The organism is Pseudomonas reinekei (assembly GCF_001945365.1).
Classification (GTDB): domain Bacteria; phylum Pseudomonadota; class Gammaproteobacteria; order Pseudomonadales; family Pseudomonadaceae; genus Aquipseudomonas; species Aquipseudomonas reinekei.
Genome location: NZ_MSTQ01000006.1, coordinates 22336 through 40516 on the forward strand (window position 1 = coordinate 22336; position 18181 = coordinate 40516).

The following is an 18181-nucleotide window of genomic DNA, read 5'->3' on the forward strand; positions in this document are numbered from 1 at the left end:
TGGGGGCTAATCGCTAGGGTGGTTCGTCAGGAAATTGATTTGTAGATTGCTCGACTATAAGCAATTTGCATATAGTTTGCCGGTGCGAACCGTATTCTTCGAAACAACCACCTTCACTGCCGCCGTTGGAAATTATCTGACGGACGATGAGTATCGTGCCCTGCAGTTGTACATGCAGATGAACCCGCAAGCGGGGGATGTTATGCCCCGAACCGGTGGCTTTCGAAAGCTTCGATGGGCGGATGGACGCCGAGGGAAAGGCAGACGAGGTGGCTTGCGAGTTATCTATTATTGGCTTATGAATGATGGTCAATTCTGGATGTTTGCAATTTATGACAAGGATGAGCTTCAGAGTTTGACCGCCGACCAAGAAAAGGCGCTCAAGAAAGCGATAGAAACAGAGCTAAAAAAACGAGGTACCGCATGAAAAAACGCGACCTGTTTGCAGAATTGATGCAGGGCGTTGATGAGATGGCGGCTCAACGCGAAGGCAAAATTACGCTGCGCAATACGTCCATCGAGGACATTCCGGCTCCTGAAGTAGGGGCGCAAGAAATCGTTGCGCTACGGGAAAAGCTGCACATGTCTCAAGCGGTTTTTGCCAAACGTATTCGAACCAGCCCCAGCACCTTGAGAAACTGGGAGCAGGAAAAGTCAAAGCCCAACGCTCAGGCTGCCTTGTTAATCAGGCTGGTGGAGAAGTTCCCGGATATGGTGGATCGACTTGCAGTGGTTTGATTGAGTCAGCGAACACCTGAAAAGCCCCGCCTTCGAGAGAAGAGCGGGGCTTTTTCATGCACGCGCGATTGTTACACGGTGCATCGAGCACCTTCACCACGTCGTCGATGATGGTTTTGCTCATGTCCTGCAAAAAATGCGAGGTCCAATTCTTGTGCTGGCCGGGATCGGATTGGGTGCCGCAAATCCTGTGGGAGCGAGCAGGCTCGGTCCCACAGGGATAGGGGGTTGTCAGTTATTTGTGTGGTTTGTCCAGCAACCGGAAAAACCGCTCCCGCACCTGCACATGATCACTGTGCGCCACGTTGAAACGCAGGAACCGATTGCCCTCCGGCCCTTTGCTGAGCAAGGTGCCCGGCGCCAGTACCAGGTCGATTTCCAGACCCTTGATGGCCAGGGATTCGGCGTTGTATTCATCGGGCAATCGCGTCCAGATGTACAACCCTTCCCCTGGCAGCGAAGACACCGAACACCCGGCCTCGCCCAGCCACGCCGCCACCCGGCTGTTCGACTCATAGAGCCGGTCCACGGTGCGGCGCATGTGTTTGGCATAGCTGCCGTCGCTGAGCATGGTGCAGATGATCTGCTCGGCCATTTCCGAGGTCATGCCGCCGCAGGCCATTTTCAGCGTCACCATGCGTGCCGCCAGTTGCGGCGACAACACCGCGAAGCTGACGCGGCTGTTGGCGGTCAGGGTCTTGGAGAACCCGGAGACGTAAGACACCGTGTCCAGCCCGCCCGCGGCCAGGCGCGGCGTTCGGCGTTGCTGCATGTCGCAGTACAGGTCGTCCTCGAGGATGTGGAAATTGTAGCGATGGCTCAACTCGAGCAAGCGATAAACCTGCGCCGAGGTGAACGAGTGCCCGGTCGGGTTGTGCAGGGCGTTGTTGGTCATGTACAGCACGGGACGGTGGGCGATCAGCAGTTGCTCGAACGCGTCGAGGTCCATGCCGTCGCAATCGCGGCGGATGGTGATGACCTTCGCGCCGTGCCAGGTCAGATTGGTGTGCATCGTGAAGTAGCAAGGGTCGTCGAGCAGCACCGTGTCGCCGGGTTTGACCAGCAGGCGCATCAACATGTCGATGGCTTGGACGGTGTTGGCGGTGGTGATGATCTGCTCCACCGGCGCCTCAATGCCCAGGCTCGCCATCTTCACCCGCAACGCCTGGCGCAGTGGCAGATAACCGCTGGCGTTACCGTATTCGCCCATGCGCAGGGTGGTCGCGCGAAGTGTACCGCGCACAGCTTTGAGCAATTCTTCGGCAGGCAGCCAGGAGGAGGGCAGAAAGCCGGCCCCGGGGCGCAGTGCGCCGTTGTCCAGCAACACGGCGCGGCGGACCACGCTGAGGGTGTCTTGCGGCAGCAGGTCCGGCCCGGCGTTGGCCGGAAGAGTGCTGCTGGAACGGTGCACGTAGTGCCCCGAGCCCTGACGTGAAACCACCAGGCCTTTGGCCCGCAAACGGTCGAGGGCGTCGACCACCGTGGATTTGCCCACGTGCATCAAGTCGGAAAGTTCGCGAATCGGCGGCAGCCTGGAGCCGTGGGGCAGGCCGCCCTGGCTGATCGCTACGGTCAATTGATCGACGATCTGCTGCACCAGCGGCACACCCGGCTGGAACTCGATAGCGGCGATCACTGCGCGCTGAGCCTGCATTTTACTGGTCTCTCTGGCAGTAAAGTTCGTTTGATTCTATACGAACTTGCTCTGATCAAGACAAGCATCTCTTTTTACTATGACTTTGGAGAGTTTTCGGATTGTCGACCTGTTGCCGGTCGTTCAGTCGCCAAGGTTCAAGAGGTGCTGCATGAGCGTAGAAACAACCGCCGCCGTGGCGAAACCGGTGATCAACCTGCGGTTGTTCACCATTCGAATCATCACGGCCGTGGCGCTGTTCGCGGTGTTGGGCAAGGCCAACGTCTGGCTCGATACCGCCACCAACAGCATTCTGGCCCTCGGTTATCGGGCCTTGTTACTGCTTTTGCCATTGACGTTGCTGGTGCTCGGTCGCCGCTCCCTGAGCGTGACGCTACTGTGCGCGGCCGCCGGCCTGGTGCTGCTGGCCGTCACGCATAACCAGGGCGTTGTCATGTTTGCCGCAGCGTTGTTTGCCTACGGCATTGCGATTGCCGGTTACCTGATCAAGAGCGAAGCGGCGCAGACCAAGGAGGGTGCAGCGTATAACCGCGTGGCCATGAACATGGGCAGTCTGCTGGCCGGTCTGATCCTGCTGTCACCGCTGTTGACCCCGGGCATGTTTTTCCTCGGCGCCGCCAGTTTCGTCCTGTTGTGCCTGCCCATCGCCATGGGCGCGACGTTCACCACCGAAGCCGCGGTGGCGCGTCCGGCCAGCAAGGACGGCAGCGGTTGGGCCAACAAACTGCCGTGGGTCATCGCCGGCATCATCATGGGCATCAAGCTGTTTGGTGTGTTCTCGATCCTGCCGCAAGCGATCCTGCTCAAGACCGGCGAACTCCCCGCCTGGTACGGCCTGATGCTGATCCTCAACAGCGCCGTGGTGGTGTTCGCGCAAGTGCCGGTCATGAAGCTGATCGAGAGCACCGGGCGCTTCAAGGTGCTGACTGTGATCGCGATCATCGTCGGCGGTTTTGCAGTGCTGTCTTCGCCTGCGGCATTCCACGTCGAAACCCTGGCCGGCGCACTGGTCTGGGTGGCGCTGTTGTCGATCGCCGAATGCGCGTTCAGTCACCTGGATTACTTCTCGGTCAAGCAGAACAACATGTTCGTCAAGGAAGTGTCCCTGGGCGTCGGCGCGGGTTTGACCGTGTTGATCATGCGGGTCATGCCGCCGCCCTACAACGCGCTGCTGCTGGCCGCCATCGGCGCTGCCGGGATTCTGGTCTGGTACTGGCTCAACCGTAAGTCGATCGCGTCGCTGCATGACTGAGTCATCGCCGTTTCGGATTTTATTTTGCAAGTCGGGGGGTTTATGAATACGACTTCGTGCGTAGTGGTGGTGGGGTACAACGGCAGTCGGGTTCACGACATCCAGAAGCTGCGCGATCTGTGCAAGTCGCTGTACAACGCCCGGTTGATCCTGCTGGTCGAGAAGATCCAGCCCCAGGACGATCAGGTGGCTGATCACGTTTGCACGACATCGCTGGCCGAGCAAGACGTGGCGGCCTCGCTCGAACTGGTGGTCGGTTGCCTGAATGCCGATCGGTGGAAGCTGATCGGCGTGCTGCCGTTTTCCGATCGTGGCGTACTGCTCGGCGCGGCGCTGGCCAGTCATTTCGGCCTGCCCGGCATTACCCCGGCCGAGGCACGGGCCGGGCTGGACAAACAGATTTTCCGGCAGCTCGAAGCATCCGCCACGGAGGCCCCAGAGGATTACCGGCCGATCGTCTCCACCCGCATCGAGAGCCTGCCGGAATTGCGTCAGCGGGTGATCGAACTGGGCGGCAAGGCGTTCATCAAGCCGGCCTGCGAAGGTGCCAGCCGTGGCTGCCGGGTGATCCGTCACCCGTCCGAATGCGACGAAGCCTGGCAAGCGCTCAAGCCCTATCGCGAGGGCGGCATCGTCCTCGAAGAACTGATCCAGAACGCCCGGGAATACAGCTGGGACTACGTCGCCGGGAGCACCTGGATCACCGAAAAAACCACCACCGATGGCGCCTACCGCGCCGAAATCCAGCAAGTGGTGCCTGCGCCATTGCCGGCAGATGCCCAGGCGCGGCTGATGGCTGCAGGCCGACACATGGCGGGCTTGGTTTCGCAGGACAACGGGGCCTGGCACAACGAAGTTTTCCACAGGGCCAATCACCGTACCTCGGCCGTGGAAACCAACATGCGTCCCGGAGGCATGCATATCTGGGACCTGGCCCGAAAGGCGTTTATCGACTTCGACCCGTGGGAACGCTGGGTTCGCTGGGCGGTGGAAGGTCACGTCGCCAGCGATGATCCGGTGCCGCGCGGCTATTGCGGCATACGCCTGTTGCGGGCGAACAGCGGCGGCATCCTGCGCGATGTTCCGGACATTCAGGCGCTGGCACGCTCGCTGAACATCGAACTGGTGGAAGCGGTAGTGACCAAGCGCATTGGTGATTCGGTCAGTGCCCTGGTGAAAGACAACTTCTCGTTCATCGGCCACATCGTCTTGTTCAACGAGCAGTACGAGCGCCTCAGCCTTGACCTGTCGCGTCTGGCCGAAGCCATTGAATCAAGGGTCGGGATCACCAGCCTGGCAACACCGGCCAGGGCGGTGGGGTGAGTGACGGGTCAAGCAGCAACGATCGATGTTTTTTTGCAGTATTGATCAAGAGGGTTCAGTAAATGATTTCACACATGACCTGTGATGAGCGCTTCATCGCTCTGGCGCGGGAATTCGACTATGACATCTACGGCGAGAACACCGCTGGCGGCCATTACGCGCCGTTGATCCGCCATCACGACGAGTTATACATCAGCGGTCTGGTGCCGCGCATGAACGGCAAAATCCACTACCCGGGTCGGGTCGGGCGTGATCTCAACATGGGCGATGCGCAAGCCGCTGCCAGCATCTGTGCGATGCGCGGCCTGGCGTTGATCGTCGATGCCATTGGTTCGCTGGACAAGATCAAGTCGCTGATTCGGGTAACGGTGTATGTGCGATGCACGGAAGATTTTGTCGACCTCAGCGAAGTCGCCAACGGCGCGTCAGATGTGTTCAGTCACGTACTCGGTGATGCCGGTAAACATACACGCACCACCGTTGGTGTTTATCAACTGCCAAAAAATGCGCCGATTGAAGTTGATATGATCGTGGCGCTGCGACCTTCGGCGTTATAAGTGAAGTTGCCCGGCTTTACACTGTTGAAGAGTTAGCCTAAGGTCGGCTAACTCCATTCGGCAGAATAAGTTGGAAGCAGAAGATGAATAACGTTCAGGGTGCGTTTTTTTCATATAAGGACTTTCGCCAGAGTCTGGATCGGCAGCCGATAAAACCCCGGGTGTGGTCAGCTGCCGAACTTGGCGATATGCGCCAGACCCTTGAGGCCAGTGACGTCGATATCGTTGCGCTGGCCCACGATAATTCCCTCGAAGGTTGCCAGCTGACGCCCGGCATGGCGGTGTCCATGCAATGGCTGGTGCCCGGTTCCACCCTCGCTGGCCATGCCCATGCCTGGTGGCATCTGTTCATCATCCAGTCCGGTTGCGGCGCGTTGTCACTCGGCGATGCGGACGCGGTCAACATCGGCCCCGGTGATGTATTACTGGTGCCCGCCTGGACCCGCCACGGCTTCGTCAACACCAGCAGCAGCGAGCCGCTGGCCATGCTCAACCTCAGCAACATGCCGCAAATGGCCCTGCTGGCCAATCACGCCGACAACGTTGGCCTGATCCCCCGCCCGCTGTAATTTCCCGTCTGCTGCACGCCAGGGAGTCCGCTTTTACGGACTCCCTTTTTTGGTTTTGCGCGCCTGCAAATGGTCTGGTCGTGAGTGACGTTTCCTGGATTTCTGTATCGATAGAAACAGGTAATTTCTGTATCTGTTCAGCCGCTGAGCAACTTAATACGATCGCTTCAACTGCAACGGATTAATGTGCTTAGTGCAAGGGAGCGTTCGATGGAAAGTACAAAGTTAAAGCTGTATATCGGTGCAGACTATGTCAGTGCCTTTGCGATGTCGGCTTATGTGGCATTAAAGGAAAAACAACTTTCCTTTGAACTTGTGACGGTGGATTTGAAGGGGCGTGAAAACTATCTGGAAAGTTACCGCGATCTCTCCCTGACCTGCAAAATCCCTGCATTAGTTCACGAAGGCTTTGCTTTGTCGGAATCCTCAGCCATTGCCGAGTACCTGGAAGAGCTCGCACCCGGTGCAAAAAGACTTTACCCGCAAGACATCAAGCAGCGTGCCCGTGCCCGTCAACTGCAGGCCTGGTTGCGCAGCGATTTGCTGGTTCTGCGCAGAGAGCGTCCGTTTGATCTGGTGTATTTCGGCAAGAAAGACACGCCGCTGTCCGACGAAGCCCGGGCCGCTGTCGAGCGCCTGGTGTTCGCGGCCGACCGTTTGCTGGGGGAGGGCGCCGAGCATCTGTTCGGTGACTGGAGCGTTGCCGACACCGACCTGGCGATCATGCTCAATCGCCTGGTGGCCAATGGTGACGCGGTGCCTGCGCGATTGGCGGCATATGTCCGCCGTCAGTGGGATCGCGACAGCGTCCGGGCCTGGATGGACATAGAGCGCAAAGCGCCGGCCATCGTGTAGCAACCGTCAGGGCAAACACCAGGAGCGCTGCCATGCAAGGAATGTCGGAGCAGGAAAGATACAAACCCTACAACGCTCGCACCATCCGCGACACACCTTATTGGGACAGGTTGACCCCGGCATTGCAGGAAGCCATGACCGTCGTGGCCCGGGTCATGCCGTTTCGCACCAACGAATATGTACTGGGCACGCTGATCGACTGGAACAACATTCCCGACGATCCGATTTTCCGCATGACGTTTCCCCACAAAGACATGTTGCTGGCGGAGGAATACGCGTCACTCAAGCACCTGATCGAGCTGGACGATTCAGCCGCGATCAAGCGGTGTATCGAAGCCATCTGGTTGCGCATGAACCCGCACCCGGCCGGGCAACTGACGCACAACAGCGCGACGCTCGACGGCAAGGTCCTCGCGGGCATTCAGCACAAATACCGCGAGACGGTGCTGTTTTTTCCCGGTGCCGGCCAGACCTGCCACGCGTACTGCACCTTCTGTTTTCGCTGGGCGCAGTTCATCGGCGAGGAAGAGCTCAAGTTCAATGCCCGTGAATCCCAAGAGCTGGTGAACTACCTGCGGGTGCACAGCGAAGTCACCGATGTACTGATCACCGGGGGCGACCCGATGATCATGAATACCCGCTCGCTGGCGGGGTACATCGAGCCGCTGCTGGATTTGCCGCAGCTGAAGAGCATCCGCATCGGCACCAAATCCGTAGCGTACTGGCCGCAGCGCTTCGTCAGTGACAAGGACGCCCCCGATCTGCTGGCACTGTTCCAGCGCATTGTGGCGGCGGGGAAAAACCTGTCGATCATGGGGCATTACAACCACCCGGTGGAGATCCGCCAGGACATCGCGCGCCAAGCCGTCGAACGCATTCGCGCCACCGGTGCAACGCTGCGCATGCAGGCGCCTGTGATCCGCCACATCAACGAAAACCCGGCCGATTGGGCGGACCTCTGGACCGAGGGCGTACGGCTCGGGGCGGTGCCTTATTACATGTTCGTCGAACGCGACACCGGCCCCAGCCATTACTTCGCGATGCCGCTGGCCCGAGCGTTCGAAATCTTCCAGGCGGCCTACCGCACGGTGTCGGGGCTGGCGCGCACGGTGCGCGGGCCGTCCATGAGCACGTTCTACGGCAAGGTGTTGATCAACGGCATCGAGACAGTCGCCGGAGAAAAAGTCTTCGTGCTGCAGTTCCTGCAGGCACGCGATCCGCAGTGGGTGTTGCGCACGTTCTATGCGCGCTTCGATCCCCACGTGACCTGGTTCGATGACCTGCGCCCGGCGTTTGGCGAACGGACGTTTTTCTTTCAGAACGAACCCCAGGCAACCCCCGAATTGATACCGGTCCTGCTGCAAACGGCGTAGGACGATTTATAGGAGAGAGGGACATGAGCGGTATCCCGTTTGATCAGCGCGAAGGATTGATCTGGCTCGACGGCGCGTTCGTCGAGTGGTCCCAGGCGCGCCTGCACGTATTGACCCACGGCCTGCATTACGCGAGCACGGTGTATGAAGGGGAGCGCGTGTACAACGGCAAGATCTTCAAACTGCGCGAGCACACCGAGCGGCTGTATCGCTCGGCGCAACTGATGGATTTCGCCCTCCCGTTTGAACCCGCTGAACTGGAAGCGGCCAGCCACGAACTGCTGCGGCGCAACGGCGTGGTCGAGGGGTATTTGCGACCGGTAGCGTGGCGCGGCAGCGAGATGATTTCCACCTCGGCGCGTTTCAACCGCGTGCATGTGGCCATCGCTTGCTGGCAATGGCCGAGCTATTTCGACCCGGCGGCACGCATGGCCGGCATTCGCCTGAAAACCGCGACGTGGCGCCGCCCGCCACCCAGCAGCAGCCCCTTCGAAGCCAAGGCTTCGGGGCACTACCAGATCGCCACGTTGAGCAAGCACGACGCCGAGAACACCGGTTACCACGATGCGCTGATGCTCGACTGGCGCGGTCACGTCGCCGAAGCCACCAGTGCCAATGTGTTCTTCGTCAAAGGCCGGACGTTGCACACGCCGGTGGCGGATTGTTTCCTCAACGGCATCACCCGCCAGACCGTGATCGAACTGGCAAAGGCACTGGATTATCAAGTGATCGAACGCACGATTCTGCCGACGGAACTGAGCGATTTCGATGAGTGTTTTCTCACCGGAACCGCCGCCGAAATCACCCCGGTGCAAAGCATCGACGAGCAGCTCTACCGGCCGGGCAATGCCTGCCGCGATTTGATCGCCGCTTACACCTCAACCGTCAACGCCTGATAAACAGCCAGGAACCTCGCCATGCCAAACCAAGGGATTGTTGCGTCTACACCTTATGTTTCACTGGGCCATCGTCATGAGCAATTATCGGCGCAGGGCTGGACGGTGCTTACCCCCGGGGAATTTGCCCACGATGTTGTAGGAACCCTGCAAGCGTTCGGTTCGGTCATACCGCAGTTCAACGGTCAGGTCGCCTTTGCCATCACCCGCAAGCCAGGGTATGAGGACTTGCCTTACTCCCAGAGCATGAACGGCATCGGCCCGCACACCGAAGCGCCGGTGTATGGTCCGCCACCCCGTTATCTGGCGTTGCATTGCCATAAACAGGCCGCGTGCGGTGGAGGGCACACCGGGCTGGTGGACGGTTATGAGTTTTTAAAGTCGCTGGAGCGGTCCGAACCGGAACTGCGCGAATGGCTCGACGACACGCCCGTGGAGTTCGTCGCCACCGCCAAACCAGGCGAGCCGGCGCAGACCCGGGTCAAGGAGTACATCCTGACACCGACCGAAGAAGGCGACATTTTTCGCTTCAGCTACAACCAGTTTCACTATGGCGACGTGAACCCGTCGAAGGACGCGTTGCAGCAATCGCAAGTGACCCACAGCAGCTCGCCACTGGCCAGGTTTGCGGCGCTGGGTGAAGCCTATTTCATCGAGCACAACACACCGGTGCTGATTCCCGACGGGTGCCTGTTGATTTGGGATAACTGGCGGATGATTCACGCCCGCAGCCGATACACTGACCCGGCGCGCCACCTGACCCGCTACTGGCTGGCCTGACTTTTCCGTCGCCTTTCATTCTTCAGGCGTACCCCTCGCGGGTACGCGTCTTACAGGTATTGCGTCATGCAAACAGCAATCGAGATTGCCGAGGTCGATCATCAACTGATCGTGCGGCTCAACCAGGCCTGGACCAAACGCGCCACGGTGTGTTCGCCGGACAAAGGCCAGATCAACGAAGTGTTCGACCCGGTGCGCCCGGATTACCCGGAGTGCATGGTGCCGTTTTTCCATCACCCGGCATTCCAGGCCTTGAGCGAAGCGCTTAAAAGCAGCGTGGTGACCTGGGGCTGGATTGGCTACAACCTGCGCACCGTGACCGCCGAGGAACACGTGGTGAACCCGGCGCTGAGCGTCATCGCCAACCAGTATCTGGGCAAGGACGACTGGCATTTTCGCGAGGCCATGCAACAGACGCTGATCGACGAGCATTACCACACGCTGATGCACCTGCGGGCCATCGAGCGGACCAGGCTTGATCGCGCGCTGGATCAGGATCTGGACTTGCCGCCCTCCGTCACTTACCTGCGCCTCAAGGCCCTGCGTGAAACGTTGCCCGAGCAATGGCAGCGGGATCTGGCGGCAATCACCTTCGCGGTGGTGGCCGAGATCAGCGTCAATGCCTATCTCGATTTGCTGGCCGATGATCAGACCATCCAGCCGCAAAACCGCCGCGTGGCCGAGCTGCACAACCGTGACGAGTATGCCCACAGCAAAGTGCTGGCCGAGGTGGCCAAGGTGATGTACGCCAACATGCCGCCGGTTCAGCGCGAATTTTTCGCACGCAACCTGTCGGTGGCGCTGAGTGCTTTTATCGCCCAGGACTACTCGATGTGGGAGGCAATTCTGACGCAGCTCGGCGTCGAGGAAGCGGCGTTGATCATTGCCGACACCCGCGAGAGCAACAAGAACGCGACGATCATGCGTGATTACAGTGGCCTGCATAAACTGGCGCACGACCTGGGCATCAGCGAGCTGATCGACTTCGATTTTCGCCCGACCCTCAAAGCCACTGCGGTGGCCTGAATCCGGAGGTGTGCATGTCCGTTCCTGTGTACGAAGTGTTCGCCATCCGCGTCGGCGCCAATGCCCAGCGCACCGCCCGGGAGAATTTTCTCTACGACGCCTGCTGTGGTGATCCGAATGCGCCGATGCCGCTGGATTACTATTTCTGGGTCATTCGCAACGCGCAGCAGGTGATCGTGGTCGACACCTGTTTTCAACCGGCCACGGCGGACCGGCGCAATCGCCAGATGTATCGCCTGCCGGAAGAATCCCTGCGGCAACTGGACATCGAGCCGGCGCAGGTCGAGCACTTGATCCTCACGCATTTGCACTGGGATCATGCCGGCAATCTGGGACTGTTTCCCAAGGCCACGGTGCATCTGCAGGAAGCGGAGCTGCGCTTCTGCACCGGGCCGAAAATGGCCCATCACACGGTCAACAAAACCTACGAGGTCGAGGATGTGATGTCGGCGCTGCCGCCACTGTTCGAAGGGCGGATGCGTTTGCACAACGGCACGGTGCAAGTGATGCCTGGCGTCACGCTGCATGCGGTGGGCGGTCACACGCCGGGCAGTCAGGTGGTGCGGGTCAACACCGCGCGCGGCTGGATTGTATTGGCGTCGGACGCCGCGCATTTGTGGGTCAACATTCGCGAACGCAGCCCGTTTCCGATCATCGATGACCTGGCGCAAAGCCTTGAGGCGTTCAGCGAAATCGATCGCCTGGCCGACAGCGAAGATCACGTCATCCCCGGCCACGACCCACTGATCGCCGAGCGGTTCCCGCACTGGAACGACGACCCGCACATCATCAGCCTGCACCAGCCCCCCATCTGAAGATCACCTCTGACCCTGTGGGAGCGGGCCTGCTTCCACAGGTTAGCCCTGATTTTTTAGCAGGCGTCCCAACGTCTGCAATGCTTCATCGATCCTTGGCGAATACGGTGTTCCACAGCCAATGCGCACAAAGTTCTTGAAGCGCTTGGCGTTGGAAAAGATATCCCCAGGTGAAATCTGGATGCCGACGTTCAACGCTTCCTGAAAAAGCGCCATGGACGAATGCTGCACAGGCAATTCCACCCACAGCAACGTGCCGCCTCGCGGGTTGGTCACTCGGGTGCCTTCGGGAAAGTAGCGCAGGATCGCAGCGCTCATGTGCTGGCGCTGCTGGGTCAGGGTTTTCCTCAGGCGCCGCAGGTAGCGTTCGTACGATGGCGTGCCCATGAAGGCACTGACCGCCAGTTGCGACAGCTTCTCGCAGCCTCGGGTCTGGGTGTGCTTGAGCATTTCCACGCGGTCGTGCCACTTTCCGGCACTGATCCAGCCCAGGCGCAGGCCCGGCGCCAGGGTTTTATTCAGTGAAGCGCAATAGATCACGTTGTCGGTGCGGTCCCAGTGCTTGAGGGTGGACAGCGGTTGTTCGGTGTCCACCAGGTCACCGTAGGTATCGTCCTCGATCAGTACCGTATCGTGCTCGGCACAGAGCTTCACCAGCCGCGCCTTGTGGGTGTCGGGCATGATGCTGCCCAACGGGTTGTGCAGGTTGGGGATGACGATCAGCGCCTTGATCCGCTCCGGGCCTTGCAGCAGGTGTTCCAGCGCCGGCAACTCAATCCCCGCGTGGGCCGAGGCCGCGACTTCCAGCACCCGCAGGTTCAGGCTTTCGAGAATTTGCAGCAGGCCGTAGAAGGTCGGCGACTCCACAGCCACGGTATCGCCGGGTTGGGTCACGGCACGCAGGGCCAGGTTGATCGCTTCGGTGGCGCCGTGGGTGATCACAATGCGATCAGCCGTCAGGTGGGTCTTGGCGGTCAGCATCCGGCGGGCAAGGACGTTGCGTAGCGCACTGTTGCCGCAGGTCGAGCCCGTGGTGTCGAACAAGTGCTGATCCTGGCGCAAGGCCTTGATCATATTGTCCTGCAAGACCTTCAACGGGTAGAGCTGAGGGGCGCAGTAGGCGCTGGCCAGGTTGACCTTGATCGTCGCCTGCTGACTGGCTTTGAGCACCGTCGACACGTGCTCATGTATGCCGACGTAGACGCCTGTATCCAGCGGTGGGGGCTGGATGAGCGCAACGGGTCTGGTCGGCGTGTCGGGCTGACGAATGTAGTTGCCCGAGCGCGGTCGGGCTTCCAGTACGCCATAGTCTTCAAGCTCGCGGCATACCTGCACGGCGGTCGACAGGCTGACGGCGTGTTTTTCCATCATCAGCCGTATCGAGGGCAGGCGTTCGCCGGTTTTCAGGGTGCCGCTGCGGATCGCGTCCAGATAATGATTGGCCAGCTGACGGTAGAGCGGGAGCGTGTTCATGATGACCTCGGCAGTCGCACCACTGAGGTCTTGGGCTGGAAAGTGAGTTGACGCTCCCTGCAGGCGGACCCGTGGTGCTGATGGGTGAAGGGAAGAGTTGTCCTGCTGTCGATACTGGAAGACTAATCATGGTTTTGCTCGAATCGCGGGCAATAAAAAGCCCCGCACGGTGGCAGGGCTGTGTGTGAATCTCTGAGACACCTGTGGCGAGGGAGCGTGCTCGCGCTTGAGTGCGGGGCACTCACAAAAAACGGCGGGTCATGTCAGATTTTTTGGGGCCGCTTCGCCGCCCAGCGCGAGCAAGCTCGCTCGCCACAACGGGATCTGTTACTGCGCGGCGATGCTGTAGCCGTCGAACGCCGTCTGCTGTTGCAGCGCGGTGATGATGTTCTTGCGGTTGACCGCTTGTTCGGTACCGGCATTGTCCAGGAACGTCTCGCTTTCCAGTTCCGCGTCGTCGCCTTCGCCAACGAAGGTGAAACCGAGGAATTCCAGGGCTTCACGGTCCACGCTCAGGCGCGAGCGCGGGGTGCGCAGGGGCAGGGTGACGCTGATGCCGTCCTTGCTGATGGTGAACACTTCGACTTCTTTCTTGGCCTTGGCGGCCTTGCTCTTGCCACCGCTCGGGTTGCTGATGGCCTGGTGGGTCTGGTTCAGCACTTTCAGGGCCAGGCCGTAGACGATTTCCTGGAACGCCGGGTCGTCCTTGAAGCTGGACAGGATACGGCCGATCGAGAACTTGCTGCTCAGGTCTTCGAGGGCGGCGATGTCGGCGGCCTCGGCGTCCTTGAGCTGCTTGAGCTGGCCCATCAGTTCGTAGGCTTTGTCATCGTCGAAGCTGTCGTGGGCCTGACGGATAGCGGCACGCAGTTCGCGGATCTGGTCGCTTTCGCGGGTCGACTGGAAAGCGTCCAGCACCATCTCGCTGATGGTTTTCGCCTGGGGCACGTGTTGTGAAAGATTGATGGAGTTTTCGTATTCCGCTTTGGACGACAAGGTGACTACGGATTCAGCGGTATTGGAATCGGACATTGAAATTTCACTACTTTTTTCAGCTTGAATTGGGTCGATAAAGCTCGGGGGGCTTTTTCAGGTCGCTTAATCTATTGGACCGGGGCAGCGTTGTCACGAACCAACGGGCCAACGGACAAAATCACGCGCATCGCTGCCAGCGATGGCAGCCTGCCAGGCGCCACCGTTCTCAAGCCTGGTTCGGTGTATTGAGGTTCATCGACCGCACCGCCAGTGCCGACGCCGTCTCTTCATCAACCGGCAACGAGAACCGGAATGTCGCCCCACGCCCCGGTACGTCGATCAACTGAATCTCGCACCCATGCAATTGCAGGATGCGGTGCACGATCCGCAGTCCCAAGCCGCCATCGCGCCGTGCGCCGCCGATGTTGAACGGGCGCAGGAACAACCCCTCACGCAGTTGCGGCGCGATGCCCGGCCCACTGTCGCTCACGGTTACTTCGATATACGCACCTTGCGGGCGCAGGCCCAACTCCACCTCGCCCCCCGCAGGCGTATGGCGTAAAGCGTTGTCGAACAGATTGGTCAGCACCCGCTCGATCAGCCCCAGGTCGGCGCAGGCCGCTGAAACGTTCGGCGCGAACGTGGCCTTCAATTCGATCTGACGCGCTTCGGCGGTGAGCTCGAACTTCTGGAAGATGTCCTGGGCCAGATCGGTCAGGGAAAACCGCTCCAGCACCGGTTGCACAAAACCGTGTTCCAGGCGCACCAGTTCCAGCAACGACTGCGCCAGCCCACCCACTTTGTGGCTCTGATCCAGGGCGATGCCCAAATAGCGACGACGGTCGGCGGGGGACAGCGTGGCGTCCTTGAGCGTCAGGGTTTCCAGATAACCGTGCAGCGAGGCCAGCGGCGTACGCAGGTCGTGGGAGATGTTCGCCACCAGTTCACGGCGCTCCTGATCCTGGCGGGTCAACGAGCGCCACTGCTCACCGAGGCGCGCCTGCATCTGCCGGAACGTGGCGTCGAGGATCGCGATTTCATCGTGGCTGGCGGTTTTTTCCACCGTGACGGGCAGGGCGGGGGTGACCGGCACCCCATCAATGTCGAACTGGCTGACGGTGTCCGTCAAACGACGCAACGGCCGGGTGATCAAGGCAAACGCGGTGAGACCGGCAATCAGGCACAACAGCGCCACCAGGCCAATCGACAGCAGGGCGGTATTGAGTGCGGCGCTGGTGGCACCGCGTTCGGCCAGTCGATCGTGGTCTTCACCGAGCAGCACCACGTAGAGATAACCGGCCGGTTTGCCATTGACCTTCAGCGGCGCGGCGCTGAACACCTTGCGCGCATCGACACTGCGCGGGTCGTCGCCGAGAATCGGCAGGGAATCGCCGCGCAGCAGGCGCTGGATAGGCGACAGGTCAACCTTCTCACGGCGAATCCGCCCCTCGGGCGCGGCGCTGCCGACAATCTTGCCCTCGGTGTCCAGCAGGTACACCTCGACGCTCGGGTTGACCTGCATCAGCTTGCTGAACAGATCGCGCACGGCATTGGGCATCAGCCCCTGGGTGTCCATCAGCACCGTGTCATTGGCGATGTGTTGCGCAAGATCCCGGGACAAGCCTTGCACCACTTCCTGTTCATGCAACTGGTTGGAGCGCACCTGCATCCACGCCGACGTGCCGCAGCACACCAGCAGCAGCACGGCGAACACCAGTGACAGGCGCTGCGTGAGGGTCAGCCTCATGGCTGGGGTTCCTCCCCGGTGGCGAATTTGTAGCCCCGGCCCCACACCGTGAGGATACGCACCGGTTGCGCCGGGTCGGCTTCGATCTTGGCGCGCAGGCGGTTGATGTGGGTGTTGACCGTGTGCTCGTAGCCTTCGTGGCTGTAGCCCCATACGGCATTGAGCAGGTCCATGCGCGAAAACACCTTGCCGGGTTGTCGGGCGAAGAAGTACAGCAAGTCGAACTCCCGGGGCGTGAGGTCCAGGCGCCGACCGTCGAGGGCGACTTCGCGGGTGATCGGGTCGATGGCCAGGCCGTCGATGTTCAGGCTGCCGGCGTCCATCTTCAGGTTGCGCGCCATCGCATCGACCCGGCGCAACAGGGCTTTGACCCGCGCCACCAGTTCCAGCATGGAAAACGGCTTGGCCAGGTAATCATCGGCACCCAGTTCGAGGCCGAGAATGCGGTGCACTTCGCTGGAGCGGGCGCTGGTGATGATGATCGGCGTGTAGCGGGCCATGGCCCGGGCACGGCGACAGATCTCCAGGCCATCGACGCCGGGCAGCATCAGGTCGAGGACCAGTGCATCCCAGTTGCCTTGCTGCAGCAGGCGCATGCCTTCAGTGCCATCGGCGCTGTGCACCACCTCGAACTGTTCATCTCGCAGATGCAGGCACATCAGGTCGGCGATGTGCTGATCGTCCTCGACTACGAGGACTCGTTTGGTCTGTTCCATCCAGCTCAATCCTTCGGCGCATTGAGCGCATTGTGCGGGTTTTTCAGCGCCCGAGTTATCACGAATTGTTTAACTTCCCGTGAGGATTTGGCGATCCTCCCAAGCCTAGGCTGTGTTCCATGAAACACCCTGGTTTTTTGGGAGACGAGCATGTTTTCACGACGGCAACTTCTTGTAGCGAGCGGCGGGTTCGGGCTGGCAGCCCTGGCGATTGGCCTGTTGCCGAAGTTTTCCACAGGCGCGGCATTGATCAGCGAAGCCAGCGCAGCCGAGGCGTTCGAAGTCACCCACAGCGACAGCGAATGGCACGCGATCCTCAGTGACGAGCAATACGAAATCCTGCGCGAAGAAGGCACTGAGCGCGCCTACAGCAGCCCGCTTAACAACGAACATCGTGACGGCACGTTCGCCTGCGCCGGTTGCGGCCTGCCGCTGTTTTCCTCGGCCACCAAGTTCGACAGCCACACCGGTTGGCCGAGTTTCTGGGCGCCGCTGGACAAGGCCGTGGCCACCCGGCAGGACCGTAGCTTCGGCATGGTCCGCGAAGAGGTGCACTGTCGACGTTGCGGCGGGCACTTGGGCCATGTCTTCGATGACGGGCCGAAACCGACCGGCCTGCGCTACTGCATGAATGGTCTGGCGATGAAGTTCGTGCCCCGCGACGTCTGATTTTTGCCTGCCTGCCCCTTGGATAACTCTGGAGTTTCTGACATGAAAAACCTGCTCACCTGGCGCCGCACGCTGCTGGCACTGGCCACTGTCGGCGTTATCGGCCAATGTTCCGCGTTCTCGTTGACTGGCGCTGAAGACGCGGTGGTCATTGCGCCGCCGGCCCTCGACGAAATCTCCCACGCTCAAAGCGAAACGGCGGTGTTTGCCGGGGGGTGTTTCTGGGGCGTGCAAGGCGTCTTTCAGCACGTCAAAGGGGTGAAAAATGCGGTGTCCGGTTATGCCGGCGGCGCCGCCGACACGGCTCAGTACGAGCGTGTCAGCAACGGTAATACCGGGCATGCGGAATCGGTCGAAGTGACCTACGACCCGAGCCAGGTCAGTTACGGCACCTTGCTGCAAATCTACTTCTCGGTGGCGCACAACCCGACCGAGCTCAATCGCCAGGGGCCGGACACCGGCACGCAGTACCGCTCCGCCCTCTTCACCAAAAGCGCTGAGCAGGCAAAAGTCGCCCAGGCCTACATCGCTCAGCTCGACGCAGCCAAGTCGTTCAGCCAACCGATCGTGACCAAGCTGGAAAGCTACAACGGTTTCTATCCGGCGGAAGAAGAGCATCAGGACTTTCTGACCGAGCACCCGACCTATCCGTACATCGTGATCAACGACCTGCCGAAGGTGAAGCAGCTCAAGCAGCTGTTCCCGGAGCGCTATCAGGACAAACCGGTGCTGGTGAAGGACGGGATCTGAGGCGTTATCCGCA

19 protein-coding genes and 1 pseudogene are annotated in these 18181 nt (G+C 60.4%); 14 read left to right on the forward strand and 6 right to left on the reverse strand.

Annotated elements, in window-relative coordinates; translation table 11 throughout:
* Nucleotides 1–82 precede the first annotated feature (82 nt).
* Both BVK86_RS11390 and BVK86_RS11395 read left to right on the forward strand, forming a co-directional pair.
* A complete protein-coding gene (locus BVK86_RS11390) occupies nt 83–427 on the forward strand; it encodes a PI-PLC domain-containing protein (protein ID WP_075946846.1) in 345 nt (114 codons plus the stop codon).
* On the forward strand, nt 424–738 hold the full coding sequence (locus BVK86_RS11395; RefSeq protein ID WP_075946541.1) for a helix-turn-helix domain-containing protein: 315 nt from the start codon (nt 424–426) through the stop codon (nt 736–738). The genes BVK86_RS11390 and BVK86_RS11395 overlap by 4 nt, the downstream gene beginning before the upstream one ends.
* 61 nt (nt 739–799) lie before the next feature.
* Here BVK86_RS11395 and BVK86_RS30115 read toward each other — a convergent pair.
* Together BVK86_RS30115 and BVK86_RS11405 are read right to left on the reverse strand one after the other, a co-directional pair.
* Nucleotides 800–925, reverse strand: a pseudogene (locus BVK86_RS30115) (DUF3077 domain-containing protein); the annotation flags it as partial.
* Nucleotides 926–973: 48 nt separating this feature from the next.
* Nucleotides 974–2392 carry an aminotransferase-like domain-containing protein gene (locus BVK86_RS11405; RefSeq protein ID WP_075946542.1) on the reverse strand — a complete coding sequence of 473 codons (1419 nt, stop codon included), beginning with the start codon at nt 2390–2392 and terminating at the stop codon, nt 974–976.
* Between the two features lie 151 nt (nt 2393–2543).
* Here BVK86_RS11405 and BVK86_RS11410 point away from each other — a divergent pair, with 151 nt between their 5' ends.
* The 10 genes from BVK86_RS11410 to BVK86_RS11455 all read left to right on the forward strand — a co-directional run bounded on the left by BVK86_RS11410 (nt 2544) and on the right by BVK86_RS11455 (nt 11838).
* Nucleotides 2544–3644, forward strand: coding sequence for an MFS transporter (locus BVK86_RS11410; RefSeq protein WP_075946543.1), 1101 nt, complete (start codon nt 2544–2546; stop codon nt 3642–3644).
* 42 nt (nt 3645–3686) lie between these two features.
* Entirely contained in the window at nt 3687–4967 is a 1281-nt protein-coding gene (locus tag BVK86_RS11415) for an ATP-grasp domain-containing protein (RefSeq protein WP_075946544.1), read from the forward strand.
* 62 nt (nt 4968–5029) lie between these two features.
* Nucleotides 5030–5524, forward strand: a complete 495-nt coding sequence (locus BVK86_RS11420; RefSeq protein WP_075946545.1) for a RidA family protein — start codon at nt 5030–5032, stop codon at nt 5522–5524.
* A gap of 83 nt (nt 5525–5607) precedes the next feature.
* A complete protein-coding gene (locus BVK86_RS11425) occupies nt 5608–6093 on the forward strand; it encodes a cupin domain-containing protein (protein ID WP_075946546.1) in 486 nt (161 codons plus the stop codon).
* Between the two features lie 210 nt (nt 6094–6303).
* The gene (gene yfcF / locus BVK86_RS11430; protein WP_075946547.1) at nt 6304–6948 is read left to right on the forward strand and encodes a glutathione transferase; all 645 of its coding nucleotides are present in this window, start codon (nt 6304–6306) and stop codon (nt 6946–6948) included.
* Nucleotides 6949–6980: 32 nt separating this feature from the next.
* Complete coding sequence (locus BVK86_RS11435) at nt 6981–8321, forward strand: KamA family radical SAM protein (protein WP_075946548.1); 1341 nt, start codon at nt 6981–6983, stop codon at nt 8319–8321.
* 23 nt (nt 8322–8344) lie between these two features.
* Nucleotides 8345–9217, forward strand: a complete 873-nt coding sequence (locus tag BVK86_RS11440; RefSeq protein WP_075946549.1) for a branched-chain amino acid aminotransferase — start codon at nt 8345–8347, stop codon at nt 9215–9217.
* A 21-nt stretch (nt 9218–9238) separates the two neighbouring features.
* A complete protein-coding gene (locus BVK86_RS11445) occupies nt 9239–9997 on the forward strand; it encodes a TauD/TfdA family dioxygenase (RefSeq protein WP_075946550.1) in 759 nt (252 codons plus the stop codon).
* A 66-nt stretch (nt 9998–10063) separates the two neighbouring features.
* Nucleotides 10064–11023, forward strand: a complete 960-nt coding sequence (locus tag BVK86_RS11450) for a diiron oxygenase (protein WP_075946551.1) — start codon at nt 10064–10066, stop codon at nt 11021–11023.
* A gap of 14 nt (nt 11024–11037) precedes the next feature.
* Nucleotides 11038–11838, forward strand: coding sequence for an N-acyl homoserine lactonase family protein (locus BVK86_RS11455; protein WP_075946552.1), 801 nt, complete (start codon nt 11038–11040; stop codon nt 11836–11838).
* Between the two features lie 42 nt (nt 11839–11880).
* Here the strand turns inward: BVK86_RS11455 and BVK86_RS11460 are convergent, their stop codons facing one another.
* The 4 genes from BVK86_RS11460 to BVK86_RS11475 all read right to left on the reverse strand — a co-directional run bounded on the left by BVK86_RS11460 (nt 11881) and on the right by BVK86_RS11475 (nt 16749).
* The gene (locus BVK86_RS11460; RefSeq protein ID WP_075946553.1) at nt 11881–13311 is read right to left on the reverse strand and encodes an aminotransferase-like domain-containing protein; all 1431 of its coding nucleotides are present in this window, start codon (nt 13309–13311) and stop codon (nt 11881–11883) included.
* Between the two features lie 327 nt (nt 13312–13638).
* Nucleotides 13639–14343, reverse strand: coding sequence for a hypothetical protein (locus BVK86_RS11465; protein WP_075946554.1), 705 nt, complete (start codon nt 14341–14343; stop codon nt 13639–13641).
* A gap of 169 nt (nt 14344–14512) precedes the next feature.
* Nucleotides 14513–16033 carry a sensor histidine kinase gene (locus tag BVK86_RS11470; RefSeq protein WP_075946555.1) on the reverse strand — a complete coding sequence of 507 codons (1521 nt, stop codon included), beginning with the start codon at nt 16031–16033 and terminating at the stop codon, nt 14513–14515.
* Nucleotides 16030–16749 carry a response regulator transcription factor gene (locus tag BVK86_RS11475; RefSeq protein WP_075946556.1) on the reverse strand — a complete coding sequence of 240 codons (720 nt, stop codon included), beginning with the start codon at nt 16747–16749 and terminating at the stop codon, nt 16030–16032. Before BVK86_RS11475 ends, BVK86_RS11470 begins: the two co-directional genes overlap by 4 nt.
* A 150-nt stretch (nt 16750–16899) precedes the next feature.
* Between BVK86_RS11475 and msrB the strand changes: the two genes are divergently transcribed.
* Both msrB and msrA read left to right on the forward strand, forming a co-directional pair.
* Nucleotides 16900–17418: a peptide-methionine (R)-S-oxide reductase MsrB gene (gene msrB, locus BVK86_RS11480; protein WP_075946557.1), complete on the forward strand. Its 519-nt coding sequence runs from the start codon at nt 16900–16902 to the stop codon at nt 17416–17418.
* A gap of 42 nt (nt 17419–17460) precedes the next feature.
* Nucleotides 17461–18168: a peptide-methionine (S)-S-oxide reductase MsrA gene (msrA, locus tag BVK86_RS11485; protein WP_075946558.1), complete on the forward strand. Its 708-nt coding sequence runs from the start codon at nt 17461–17463 to the stop codon at nt 18166–18168.
* Nucleotides 18169–18181: the final 13 nt, after the last annotated feature.